The organism is Betaproteobacteria bacterium (genome assembly GCA_016720925.1).
In the GTDB taxonomy this organism is placed as follows: Bacteria; Pseudomonadota; Gammaproteobacteria; order Burkholderiales; family Usitatibacteraceae; genus UKL13-2.
Genome location: JADKJR010000004.1, coordinates 308,170 through 321,590, shown reverse-complemented (window position 1 = coordinate 321,590; position 13,421 = coordinate 308,170). Strand labels below are relative to the sequence as shown.

The 13,421-nt window shown below is 56.9% G+C and carries 8 protein-coding genes and 1 pseudogene; 6 read left to right on the top strand and 3 right to left on the bottom strand.

The window, feature by feature from the left end:
* Positions 1-120: 120 nt before the first annotated feature.
* Positions 121-1,890 carry an MFS transporter gene (locus IPP88_07760; GenBank protein ID MBL0122621.1) on the top strand — a complete coding sequence of 590 codons (1,770 nt, stop codon included), beginning with the start codon at positions 121-123 and terminating at the stop codon, positions 1,888-1,890.
* Between the two features lie 170 nt (positions 1,891-2,060).
* Positions 2,061-2,959: pseudogene (gene htpX, locus IPP88_07755) on the top strand (protease HtpX).
* A 9-nt stretch (positions 2,960-2,968) separates the two neighbouring features.
* On the opposite strand, the gene IPP88_07750 reads toward htpX, so the two are convergent.
* Together IPP88_07750 and IPP88_07745 are read right to left on the bottom strand one after the other, a co-directional pair.
* Positions 2,969-3,391, bottom strand: coding sequence for a hypothetical protein (locus tag IPP88_07750; protein ID MBL0122620.1), 423 nt, complete (start codon positions 3,389-3,391; stop codon positions 2,969-2,971).
* A gap of 31 nt (positions 3,392-3,422) precedes the next feature.
* Positions 3,423-3,773 carry a hypothetical protein gene (locus IPP88_07745; protein MBL0122619.1) on the bottom strand — a complete coding sequence of 117 codons (351 nt, stop codon included), beginning with the start codon at positions 3,771-3,773 and terminating at the stop codon, positions 3,423-3,425.
* Positions 3,774-3,974: 201 nt separating this feature from the next.
* Here IPP88_07745 and glpK point away from each other — a divergent pair, with 201 nt between their 5' ends.
* A complete protein-coding gene (gene glpK / locus IPP88_07740) occupies positions 3,975-5,489 on the top strand; it encodes a glycerol kinase GlpK (GenBank protein MBL0122618.1) in 1,515 nt (504 codons plus the stop codon).
* Between the two features lie 58 nt (positions 5,490-5,547).
* Here glpK and IPP88_07735 read toward each other — a convergent pair whose 3' ends face one another.
* Positions 5,548-6,315, bottom strand: coding sequence for a DUF4197 domain-containing protein (locus tag IPP88_07735; protein MBL0122617.1), 768 nt, complete (start codon positions 6,313-6,315; stop codon positions 5,548-5,550).
* A gap of 217 nt (positions 6,316-6,532) precedes the next feature.
* Between IPP88_07735 and IPP88_07730 the strand changes: the two genes are divergently transcribed.
* From IPP88_07730 to IPP88_07720, 3 genes are all read left to right on the top strand, one after another.
* Positions 6,533-7,768 carry an efflux RND transporter periplasmic adaptor subunit gene (locus IPP88_07730; protein MBL0122616.1) on the top strand — a complete coding sequence of 412 codons (1,236 nt, stop codon included), beginning with the start codon at positions 6,533-6,535 and terminating at the stop codon, positions 7,766-7,768.
* A 12-nt stretch (positions 7,769-7,780) separates the two neighbouring features.
* Positions 7,781-10,993, top strand: a complete 3,213-nt coding sequence (locus tag IPP88_07725; protein MBL0122615.1) for an efflux RND transporter permease subunit — start codon at positions 7,781-7,783, stop codon at positions 10,991-10,993.
* A gap of 113 nt (positions 10,994-11,106) precedes the next feature.
* Positions 11,107-13,356: a patatin-like phospholipase family protein gene (locus tag IPP88_07720; protein MBL0122614.1), complete on the top strand. Its 2,250-nt coding sequence runs from the start codon at positions 11,107-11,109 to the stop codon at positions 13,354-13,356.
* Positions 13,357-13,421: the final 65 nt, after the last annotated feature.

The window sequence follows — 13,421 nt, the reverse complement described above, 5'->3', positions numbered from 1 at the left end:
GGGTCATTGTTCAATGCGCCATCGCCACCTGCACAAACTCAAGCACTGGCGAGGCGTTTAGCGGCTTTGTGGCCTGCGGGCCGCACCAGTGCTTGAGTTTGTCCTCCGGCGCATGATCGCTTGAATATTTCCGCCTCTCACCGCACTGACGCGCTTCTGGCGTGGTATTTCGTCATCGTCTGGGGTTCGGGATTCATCGCCACCAAAATCGGTATCCAGTACGCCGCGCCATTTACTTTTCTTTCGCTGCGATTCGCCTTTGGACTGTTCTGTCTCATCCCGCTCATGGTATGGATAAAGCCGCCGTGGCCGCAATCGGGTCGCGAATGGTTCCACATCGTCATCGCCGGACTGCTGATGCACGCCATTCACCTGTCCGGTACCCACTATGCGCAATATCTCGGCATGTCGGCGGGTATCGCCGCAGTGATCCTGGCGCTGCAGCCGCTCGCCACGGCGCTGATTGCTATTGGCTGGTTCGGCGAGCGGCCCACGCGTCGGCAATGGATCGGCATCCTGCTGGGCTTCGCCGGCGTGGCGCTGATCGTCTGGCACAAGATCGACATTCGCGCCATTACCCTCGGAAGCCTGGTTGCGGTGATCACCGGACTCGTATCACTCACGGCCGGCACGCTGTATCAGCGGCGCTTCTGTCCGACCGTCGATCTACGCAGCGGCGCGCTCATTCAGTTCGCGGCATCTCTTCTTGTCCTGGTGCCGCTAAGTATCGTTTTTGAGAGCGCCCGGATCAACTGGTCCTGGCCGCTGCTCGGCGCAATTGCTTTTCTGGTCATACTCGCGTCGATACTCGGGGTCAACGCATTGCATACGTTGATGCGGCGTGGCGAAGCGACGCGCGTGACCAGCATGATGTACCTGCCGCCGATCTTCGCCGTCGCCATGGAATACCTGGTATTTGGCGTCGTGCCGACCGCCATTTCGATTGTCGGCATAATCATTACTTCCCTGGGCGTCGCAATGGCGATGTTCAGGACGCCTCCACGTCTTGAGGTAGGCATGGCCGCCAATCGCCAACTTAACGCCATACCGCCCTCCCCGACAATGCGCCCCCTGCCCCTCATCATCATCCTCATGGTTCTCGACCACGTTGCTTTCAGCGGCAGTCGCGTGACGGTGACCCTCTATGCCATCCACCAGGGCGCCTCGGCGCTCACGGTAGGCGTGCTAGTGGCCATGTATGCATTATTGCCGGCGTTACTATCGGTCACGGCAGGACGCTGGATCGACCGGGCGGGCATGGAAAAACCGCTACTGCTCGGGTCGGCGATGGTCGGAATCGGCACGATGCTGCCTTTCCTGTTTCCCGGCTTGGCGGTGCTCTACGCGACCAGTGTGATCGTCGGCGTCGCGTTCATGCTGATCAATGTGGCGGCATACCATGCAGTCGGGGAACTATCGCTACCGGAAGATCGCGCGGTGAATTTCAGTTATGTAGCGCTCGGATTTTCCACCTCGGCATTCATCGCGCCGATACTCTCCGGCGTTGGCATCGATAATTTCGGACATCGCACCAATGATGGCGTTGATGTTCCTGCTCGGCTTGGGGCTCGGCGCACCGCAGCCGATGATATTGACGCTGTTGCACGAGTCCGCGCCGCCCGGTCGCGCCGGGGAAGCACTTGGCTTGCGCACCACACTCATCAATGGCAGCCAAACAGTGATGCCGCTGATTTTTGGTGCGGTCGGTGCAGCGCTGGGGATGATGCCGGTGTTCTGGACGATGTCGGCTGCACTGGTGCTCGCCAGCTTCTACGCCCATCGCGTGAGCCGCAGCAGATCGAATGGGGCATCCTTGAAACTTTTGTTCCGGCAATCGTGGCTAACTCGTTGTTTTCCATGGCAACAGCGGTAGTCAAGACTTCAAAATAGGCCTAGCAGGTTGTTTTTTGATTTCTGTCCCCAGTTCTTGCCGACCAGGCGGCAAAGGAAGCGCAACAGCACCGGCGAGAGTCACGGTACAATTCGCCCTTCCAATTTTTCATTATCGGAACAAAAGTCATGAAACGTGTTTTCTGTTTATCGTCACCAACCTCGCGGTCATGCTCGTGCTGGGCGTTATCACCAGCATGCTGGGCGTCAACAAATTCCTGACAGCCAACGGCCTCTAACCTGCCGATGTTGCTGGCTTTTTCGGCCATGGTCGGTTTCACTGGCGCCTTTTTCTCGCTGTTGATTTCCAAGCCGATGGCCAAATGGAGTACCGGTGCCCAGGTCATTGCGAGTCTCCGCAAAATGAAACCGAGCAATGGCTGCTGGAAACTGTTCGCCGCCTGGCCACAAAGGCAAATATCGGCATGCCGGAAGTGGCGGTCTATGAGGGAGAACCCAATGCCTTCGCCACTGGCGCCTTCAAGAACTCGTCGCTGGTCGCGGTGTCGACAGGATTGCTCGAATCGATGACCAAAGAAGAAGTGCAGGCGGTGCTTGCGCACGAGTTGCGCATATCGTCAACGGCGATATGGTCACGCTCACGCTCATTCAGGGCGTCGTAAATACCTTCGTGGTGTTTCTTTCCAAGATCGTCGGCTATTTTGTCGATCGCGTGGTATTGAAGAATGACCGTAACGGCCCGGGAATCGGCTATTACGTCACCGACATCGCCTGCCAGATTGTATTTGGTTTGCTGGCATCAATCATCGTTGCGTGGTTCTCTCGACAGCGCGAATTTCGCGCCGACGCGGGGGCAGCAAACCTGATGGGGTCACCCCAGCCCATGATCAAGGCGCTTGCGCGCCTTGGCGGCGTGGAGGCCGGGGAACTGCCGAAAGCCATGGCCGCATCGGGAATCAGGGACAAGGCAGGCGTCATGGCCCTGTTTTCGACCCACCCGCCGATCGAAGCGCGAATTGCCGCATTGCAAAAGCGAAGGAGGCTTGGTAACCGGCGCACACAGAATGAAAAGAGCCGCGTAGTGCGTGGCTTTTTCAATCATGTTTAGCCCAGCCGCTTATTCGTTCGGTTTCTTGAATACCGATTTCAAGGCACCAAACAATCCGCTTTTTCTTCTCGTCTTCTTCGCGCGGCGGGCGTGGGATTGGACGCGTATTGCGGTCCTTTTCGGCTGGGTGCGCGTGAATTGGCCTGTCGCGTTCGGATTGAAGGCCGGGCGTCGGTTCAAGTCCTTGAAGTTTGACTCCTTGCCGATAAACAGCTTTGCCAGTTCCTCCAGCGCCTTGTCAGTGACTGTATCGGGTTCCAGCGTATAAACAGTCGGGCCGAAGTCCTCGACGTTTTTCAGTTTGAATCGAATCGCACCATTGTCGTAGTCGCCAACGACATCGGCACCGCAGATCACTTCCCAATTTATCTTGAAGACCTCCATGATGGTCACGCGCCGTTCATTCTGGAACGGCTCGGAGGTAAAGCGCATGTTGTTCTGCCAGAGCAGGTCGCGGAACCGTTCAATTTGTTCTGCTTCGCGTTTGACCGTAAATTGTTCCGGGTTTACTCCGCTTGAAGTTGATCGCGACGTTCTCATAGTGTTCGCTGTTCTCACGTTGCGAGGTGCGAAATTCGACGCGATAGTCGCTCTGAATCAATCCGTCAATCTTGCCAACGGTAAGCAAATCATAGACAAGCGGGCAGGCCGGCTTCACGACATTCAACTGCTTGAACAGCTCGTACATGTACTGGAAAGTCTTGCGAAGGGCGCGATCGACCGCCGCTGCGTTGGCTTTGACCGACTGCGTGCGCTCCGCTTCCTGACTCTTGAGGGTATCGGCCTCTTTTTTAAGGTCGTCCAGCAGTCCCAATGTATCTCCGTTTTCCTAATAGTGCGATATGCTGCGATTGCCTGCGTTCTTGCGTTTGATTGCGTGGTCGCTCGCCTGCCTTCGCGAAGCTTCAATAATCTACTACGCAACTTACCCGCGCAACAATACAGCAACTTTTCTTATGGCCTCATTTTACAGTACTCAAACGCGCTGTGTCAGCCGATCTTCGTCAAGATAATCATGAAAACCGTTCTCGCTCTCGATCAAGGTACCACCAGTTCTCGCGCGTTGCTGTTTGACCATTCCGGCAAAGTGCTGTCGAAGTCACAACGCGAATTCGCACAGCATTTCCCGCAACCCGGATGGGTGGAGCACGACGCCCGCGAAATCTGGCTGACCCAGAAAAGGGTCGCGATCGACGCGATAGCGCAATGCGCTCAACGCTCCCAAACCGCGCCGGATATTGTTGCCATCGGCATCACCAACCAGCGTGAAACAACTGTACTCTGGGACCGCGCAACCGGCGAACCCGTCGCCCCGGCGATCGTCTGGCAGGACCGGCGCACCGCGACATTTTGCGAAGCACTCAAAACACAAGGACATGAAACCGCCGTCCGCGAAAAGACGGGACTCGTGATCGACGCCTATTTTTCCGGCACCAAATTGAAATGGTTGCTCGATCATGTCCCGCATGCACGTGAACGCGCCGCACGCGGCGAGTTGGCTTTTGGCACGGTTGATAGCTGGCTCATCTGGAACCTTACATCAGGCAAAGTCCATGCCACCGATGTTTCCAACGCTTCTCGCACCCTTCTTTTCGATATTCACCGCCTCGATTGGGACGATGATCTGCTTGCCCTGATGGACATTCCACGCAGCGTTCTGCCGCAAATTGTCAGTTCAAGCGAAGTAATTGGCACCACCGATTGCGACGGCCTGCCCGCGGGGATTCCGATTGGCGGCGTCGCCGGCGACCAGCAAGCGGCACTGTTCGGCCAGGCGTGTCATCAACCTGGCATGGCGAAAAACACTTATGGCACCGGCTGCTTCATGCTGATGAATACCGGAGACAAAGCGGTGGTCTCGCGGCATCGATTGATTTCCACCGTCGCATGGCGCCTCGGAAAGAAATTTGGCGCCCAGACACAATATGCATTGGAAGGCAGCGTGTTCATCGGCGGTGCCGCAGTGCAATGGTTGCGCGACGGTTTGGGCATCATCGGCAGTTCGGCGGAAATTGAAGCGCTGGCGGCCTCGGTACCCGACACCGGCGGTGTATATATCGTGCCTGCGTTTGCGGGGCTTGGTGCGCCGCACTGGGACCCGAATGCACGCGGCGCTATGTTCGGACTCACCCGCGGAAGCACGCGGGCGCATATCGCACGTGCCACACTGGAGTCAATTGCCTATCAAAGCACCGAACTGGCTGTCGCGATGCGCGAAGACGCGGCGATTCCGTTGGCGGAGCTTCGCGTCGATGGCGGGGCCACGGTGAATAATCTGTTGATGCAATGCCAGGCGGATCTGAGCGGTGTCAAGGTCGTCCGGCCAAAGATCACCGAGACAACGGCCCTCGGCGCTGCATACCTTGCCGGGCTGGCGACAGAATTTTGGGATTCACCGGCCGAAATCGCGACGCTCTGGGTTCAGGAACGCACGTTTCTTCCCACTTTGCCGCGTGAGGATGCGCAAGCGAAAATGCAGAAATGGCGGAACGTCGTGGAGCGCACCAAAGGTTGGCCCGGCATGGATTAGGTGTAGAGGCGGCAAACGAGCGCGACCGGGAGAGCGGCCCAGCCTTTTTTGCCGCGCGTTACTTCACCGCGCCAAAGACCTTCTTCAGGATATCGCTTCCAGTTCCCAAAGGGTCTTTACGTATTCTTCTTTCTTCCTCACCAATCATGAAATAGAGGCCGTCCAGCGCCTTTCGCGTGACGTGATTCTCCACTTTCTGTTGTTCAGGCGATAGCTTGACAAGGCCGGTCTGCTGGACCTGTTGCGCAAGCGAATTGTACTGCTGCGCCAATCCAATACGGCTGGTGACGCTGGTGACGATCGGCAGGAACTTCTGCTCCAGCGCGGTTTGTGTTTTTTTCTGGAAAAACTGCGTCACGGCATTGTCGCCGCCGGTCAGAATGCCCTTGGCATCCTGCACACTCATGCCCTTGACCGCTGCAATCAACAGTGCCTTGGCCTGCGGAACCGCCTGTTCCGCGGCCCGGTTCACGCCAAGTTTCATCGCTTCGATGTCCTTGCTTTTTCCGAGCAATTTGATTGCACGCCCAAACTTCTGGATCCAGTCTGGAAGGGGGATTCGTACCCGCTCATTTGCCCAGAAACCGTCCTGCTTGCCCAACAGCGAAACGGCGATGTTCGCGCCACGTTCCAATGCCGCCTTTACCCCCACGTCTGCGTCCTTGTCAGAAAGGTCGGCAATTGAGAACGCGCTCGCTGCGTGCGGGGACATCATGGATGCCGCAGATGCGAGCGCAATGCTGATCAGGCGGCGGCGTTCGGTGTCGCAAGAAAGGGAACTTAATATTTTCTCAGGCAGGATGAAGTTGATCGTCGACTGAGTCATGTATTGCACCTGCGCTTTTAGTAGGAATTCACAATATACATCGCAATTCCGGGCCGCTCACTTCGCTAGCGCGGTGGTTGCATCCTGCATGCCAGATCCAATCAGTTGCCCTGAACACGCTTCCAACGGCAAAAACTACGTCGGTTGACACACCTTGGCTTTGGGCGTAACTTACCGACCAGTCAGTTATATTCCCTGTACTTGTGGGTTCGCGGACATGAAATTGCTAGCTACGATCGACAAAAATCCTTGTCTTAACAAACTGTTATGCGCGCATGTCGCCATTGCACTGATGGCAATTGCCGTTCTGGACGGTTGCGCGGAACGCAATGAAGCGGCTCGCAGCGTCCGCCCTGCTCTCGCATACACAATCAGCAACAACGCTGGTTCCGGTGCCGAAGTGTGTCCAGGAGAAATCCGTGCGCGCCGCGAGGCGGATCATGCATTTCGTATCAGCGGCAAGATGGTGACGCGATTCGTCGAACAAGGGAATGTAGTCAAAAGGGGTCAGGCGCTGGCACAACTCGATCCACAGGACGTCAAACTCGCGGCAGACTCTGCCCGTGCAAACGTTACGGCAGCCACGACAGAGGCAACATTTGCCGATGCCGAATACAACCGCTTCAAGGACCTATTCAACAAAGGATTTGTCAGCCAGTCCGCGCTGGACCAAAAACTCAATGTCGCCACTTCCGCCAAGGCGCGTCTGGAAGCGGCACGTGCGCAAGCCAGCGTTTCATCGAATCAGGCGGGATATGCCACCCTCACCGCGGAGCAGGATGGTGTCGTCACGCAAGTGATGACCGAGGCGGGTCAGGTAGTTGCTGCGGGCCAGGCCGTGATGCGCATTGCCGATCCCGCGGCAAAGGAATTGTCAATTAGCGCGCCCGAATCCAGGATCGCGGAATTCCGACGCATTGGCGCCAAGGGGTCCCCAGTTCGGGATTTGCGTGTCGCCACCTGGGCGCATCCCGACCAGTACTACCCGGCAAAGGTGCGCGAAGTCAGTGGCGCCGCCGACCCACTCACTCGTACGTATTCGATTCGTCTCACCATCCAGGGCGCGGACGATCTCGTGCAACTCGGAATGAGCGCGTTTGCGGTGTTCATTGGCGCCAACGACGCCGAAACAATATCCGTTCCGCTGTCTGCTCTGTATCTGAAGAACGGCGGCGCGGAGCCCGTGACGGGAGTGTGGCAAATAGGCAAAGATGGCAAGGTCAGCCTGAAGCCGGTGACCGTCATTCAATACAAGGAAAATGCCGCGTTGATCAAAGGTGGCGTGAAAATCGGCGACATGATCGTCGCGGCGGGCGTCCACAAACTCCGTGAGGGCGAAGTGGTCAAGCCGATCACCGATCCAAGAGTGACCGGTGACGGAAAAGTCGCGGCAGCGCCGGATGATGCCGCCGCGAGCCTGCCGAGAGTCGCAAAGAACACTTTCGATCATTGATTCGGCGCATTGATGAAGAATTTCAACCTGTCGGAATGGGCGCTAAGCCACCGCCCGCTGGTGCTCTACCTGATACTGGTGATGGGCCTTTTGGGCATTTTCGCCTATGGCCGTCTCGGGCAATCCGAAGATCCGCCGTTCACGTTCAAGTTCATGACCATCCGCACAAACTGGCCAGGCGCGTCGGCCGCGGAAATCGACCAGCAGGTGACCGAGCGCCTGGAAAGAAAACTGCAGGAAGTTCCCAACTTCTACTATGTCCGAAGCTACTCGCGTCCAGGCGAGTCACTGATCATTCTGGCTATCAACGACGCGGCATCCGCCTCCGTGGTCCCGGAAACCCTGTATCAGGTCCGCAAACGCATCGGCGATATTCGCCATACTCTCCCGCAAGGCGTGCTGGGTCCATTCTTCAACGACGAATTCGGCGACACGTTCGGCAATATCTTCGCCATCACCGGGGAAGGATTTTCCTATGCGGACAAAAAACTGTATGCAGATCGCGTGCGGCGTGAGTTGCTTCGCCTGCCGGATGTCGCCAAAGTGGACATCATTGGCGAGCAGGACGAAAAAATCTTCATCGAGTTGTCGAACATCAAGATCGCGACGCTGGGGATCGATGGCGCGACCATCATCGCCGCCATGCAGGCACAGAACGCCGTGGCACCAGGTGGCGCCTTTGAAACCGCGACCGACAAGATATACGTTCGTACGACCGGGGCGCTCGACAGCGTGGAGGCCATCCGGAATTTCACGATCCGCGCCAACAACCGGGTATTCAAGATTGGCGATATCGCCCACGTAAAACGCGGATTTGCCGATCCCCCATTTACCAAGATGCGTTTTCTCGGACAGGAGGCGCTGGGGCTTGGCGTCTCGATGCGACAGGGTGGCGACATTATTCGGTTGGGCAACAACCTGGACGGCGCTCTCGCCACACTTGAAACCACGCTTCCCGTTGGACTGGAACTGCACCGTGTCAACGACCAGCCACGTGCTGTCAGGAACAGTGTTCGGGTATTTGTTCGTTCATTGACCGAAGCGGTCGTCATCGTGCTTGCGGTCACTTTTTTCAGCCTGGGCCTGCGTACCGGCTTTGTCGTCGCGCTGTCGATCCCTCTGGTGCTGGCACTGACATTTTTCTTCATGTATCTGTTTGACGTAGGCCTGCACAAGATCTCGCTCGGCGCACTCATCCTCGGCCTGGGCCTGCTGGTCGACGATGCAATCATTGCCGTGGAAATGATGGCGATCAAGATGGAACAGGGCTGGGATCGCACCAAGGCGGCAAGCTTTGCCTACACTTCGACGGCATTTCCGATGCTGACAGGGACACTTGTGACGGTAGCGGGCTTTCTGCCGATCGCGACGGCTCGTTCGGGAACCGGCGAATACACGCGTTCAATCTTTCAAGTGACCTCGCTCGCATTGATCATCTCCTGGTTTGCCGCTGTGATCTTCATCCCCTATCTCGGTTATCTGTTTTTGCCCGACTACAAAGACGGCAAGCCGCTGGCGACGCCGCGCACCCGCCGCGTTGCGGGCTGGATTGCCTGCATTCCGCTTGTCGGGAAGAGATTGGCCGCGCGCATCGCAGTGCCGGAAACTGCCGGTTCAGACGTAGCAGATGGCATCCTGCACGATATGAATGTGCACGGCGAGCACGATGTCTACAACACGGCCTTCTACCGCCGTTTTCGCAATACCGTCGCGTGGTGCGTGGCCAATCGCCGATCGGTGATAGCGGTGACGGTTGTCCTGTTTGCCTGCTCAATGTTTGCTTTCAAGTTCGTGCAACAGCAGCTCTTTCCCTCCTCGACGCGGGTGGAATTACTGGTGGATATGAACCTCGCCGAAGGCTCTTCCTTTCAAGCCACAGAGACGCAGGTCCGCAAGCTGGAAAAATACCTGGACGGGCAGAAAGATTTCTACGACAACTACGTCAGTTACGTCGGAACCGGGAGCCCGCGATTCTATTTCCCCCTTGACGTGCAGCTGCCGGCGACAAGCTTTGCCCAGTTCGTCATCACGACCAATAGCGTGGCCGCACGCCAGGAATTGCGGCTGCGTTTGATCCAGCTGTTCACGACCGATTTCCCCGAGATTCGCACGCGTGTCCTGGAGCTGCAAAATGGACCGCCGATTGGTTTTCCCGTCCAGTTCCGCGTTTCTGGTGAAGATATTCCGACGGTTCGCGCCCTGGCCACACAAGTTGCGGATGTCATGCGCGCCAATCCAGGGCTGGAAAACGTCCAGTTTGACTGGGACGAGAGCTCCAAGGTCATCAAGCTGGAAGTTGACCAGGACAAAGCGCGCCTCCTCGGCGTTTCTTCGCAGGAACTGTCTGCGTTTCTCAATTCTTCGTTGAATGGCGTGCAGGCAACTGTATATCGCGAGCACGATAAACTGATCGAGGTTCTCATCGGCAGTCCGCCTAGTGAACGCGCCAAACTGCACTTATTGGAAAGCCTTTCCGTGCCCACGCGCACCGGCAAAGCCGTACCGCTCACGCAAATCGCCAAGGTCCGCTACGAATTCGAAGAAGGCGTGATCTGGCGCCGTGATCGGCTACCGACGATAACCGTGCGTGCCGACATCTATCAGGCAGGTTTGCAGCCCGCCACCGTCACGGCACAGATCAACAAATTGCTGGAGCCGATAATCGCCTCGCTGCCGACGGGCTATCGCATCGAAGTCGGCGGCGCGGTCGAGGAAAGCGCACGGGGTCAAGCCTCCATCAATGCGGGAATTCCACTATTCCTGGGCGTAGTGTTCACAGTGCTGATGATCCAGCTGCAGAGTTTTCAGCGCGTCATCCTGGTCGTTTTGACGGCGCCGCTGGGGCTGATTGGCGTTGCGATTGCGCTGCTACTGTTCAATAAACCCTTCGGTTTTGTGGCCATGCTCGGCACCATTGCGCTGTTTGGCATGATCATGCGCAACTCGGTCATTCTGATCGACCAGATCGAAAGGGACATCAGCACGGGCCATGCGCCTTTTACCGCCATCATCGAAGCAACGGTACGCCGCCTGCGGCCAATCGCACTGACAGCCCTCGCGGCCATTCTGGCAATGATTCCGCTCACCCGCTCTGACTTCTTCGGACCAATGGCGGTGTCGATCATGGGGGGGCTGCTGGTCGCAACCCTTCTTACCCTGCTCTTCTTGCCGGCACTCTATGCGGCCTGGTTTCGTATTTCGCCTGATACGCGGCCAAAGGCTTAAGCCCTGACAATCATCAATACGCCGATAACCTGTGGCGGGGACACGCGCCATCCGGTGCGCCAATCACGCATCAGGCGATAGGCTTCGCCGCCGAGCCGCGTTACAATACGCCGGTGATTTTTAACCGTTCACTTTCGCTCCTGTTTGCCTGCGCCGCGTTCGGGTTTGCCGCCACGTTTGCGAATGCGCAAAGCGACTCGGCACAACCTGCGGGCTCCAAACCGCGCCCAAAAATCGGCCTGGTACTCTCCGGTGGCGGCGCGCGTGGCGCGGCACAAGTTGGCGTAATCAAGGTACTTGAAGAGCTACGGATTCCAATTGACTATATTGCGGGTTCCAGCATGGGCGCGCTGGTCGGCGCGGCGTACGCCTCCGGAACGTCGGCAGCCGAACTGGAAGATCGATTGCGTGGTGAAGATTGGGACCGCCTGCTGACCGATGAATCGCCACGCAGCGATCGAAGTTTTCTGCGCAAGGAGGAAGACCAGAACCGACTGCTTCGTCTGGAACTCGGCGTCAAGGACGGCAGCCTGCGGCTGCCGCCCGGCGCCATCTCCGGCCAGAAGTTCGACATCCTCTTTAGCCAAATTACCCGCAGCGTATCGCCGGGCGTGATTTTTGACGACTTGCCTATACCATTTCGCGCCGTTGCAACCAACGCCGAAAGCGGGCGCATGGTGGTATTTGACCGCGGCCGCTTGACCGACGTCATGCGCGCATCAATGTCGGTCCCTGGCGCAATTGCGCCATACCAGATTGGCGACCAGATCTACCTGGATGGTGGTCTGACCCGTAATTTACCTGTAGATATTGCGCGGGCGATGGGCGCGGACGTTGTTATTGTCGTCAACATCGGTACACCGCTCTTGAAGAAAAATGACATCCAGTCGCTGGTTGGCGTTTCCTTGCAGATGGTGAACATCCTGACCGAGCAAAATGTTCGCACCTCGATCGAGTCAATGACGAAGGACGACTTCCTGATTTCGCCACCGCTGGAGACAATCGGCGCGACAGACTTCAGTCTTGTCGGCGATGCCATCACCATCGGCGCTGCGACAACGCGAGGTATGGCAAATGCGCTAAGCCGACTTAGCCTCTCGGCAAGCGATTTTGCTGTGTTCCGTGCTACCCAGCTCGCACGCGCGGCGACGCAAACGGGAACCAATGAGCGCCTCAACGAATTGCGTATCACCGGCCTGGAACGGGCCAATTCGGACGAGCTCAAACGTACGCTTGGCATCAAGACTGGTGAGGATATTGATTTCAAAAAAATCAATATGGGTATCAGCCGGGCTTTTGGAACTGGCTATTTTGAGCGCATCAATTACAGCTTGCTCAACGACGGTGGCCATAACGTTCTGACGGTCGACGCGCGGGAAAAACAGTGGGGACCAAACTATCTGCGCTTTGGTTTGACCTTGTCGGCCGATACGCAAGGCGAAGGCCGATTCAACCTGCTGATGCGGTATCTGCGCACGCAGGTAAATTCCTTCGGTGCGGAATGGCGGAACGATTTCCAGCTTGGGCGCGACCGTCGTTTTGCCTCGCAGTTTTTTCAGCCGTTGGGGGCCACGGGCCTGCTGAATGCTTTCAGCATTTCACCTGGCGTCGAGTTCTCCAAACGTCCTTTTGATTTTTATACCAACGGTCAACGCGTTGCGCAGTCTTTGCTTACCACCAATGCCACCGCGCTTGACATTGGGTACGATCTGAGTCGCAACTCGATCCTGCGCCTTGGCGCAGTACAGTCAACGAATACGTCCGCCTTGAGTATCGGCATCTCCCAATTCCCTGAGCAACGATTCAATGAAGGTGGACTGCGATTTAAACTTCTGTATGACAGCTTGGACGATGCCAATTTCCCCAAAGAGGGCCGTACCTTGCAGGTCGATTACTACGCGAGTCTGCCTTCGCTGCGCGCGGATAACGAATTCCGTAAGGCCGAGTTGAATTACCAGGATCATCTTTCTTTTGGGTCCAACACCTTTTCCTTGGCAACACGATATGGCCGGGCATTAAAGGGGGGGCTTTCTGCATTGAATCAGTACTCGATGGGTGGATTCTTGAATTTGTCCGCATATAGACCAGGGGAGTTACTGGGGCAAGCCGCAGTCTTTGGACGCGTTTCGTACTATCGCCGTCTCGGTCAATTCAGCAATCCATTTGGCAGGAGCATGTACGCGGGGCTCTCGGCCGAGTTCGCAAAAATATCAGATGTCCCCGACCAACTCTGGAAATCCGGGACAAAGAATTCCTTCGCCGCCTTTGTCGGTGTCGATACATTGATTGGCCCACTGTATGTCGGTTACGGACGCGCACGTGACCGCAACAGTATTTTCTATCTTTTCCTCGGCCAGCCCTGACACTCTGGTCAAGTCTTGGCGCGAGTGCAGGAATGTGGGCGCCTCGTTGATCCGCCGCTCGCCGA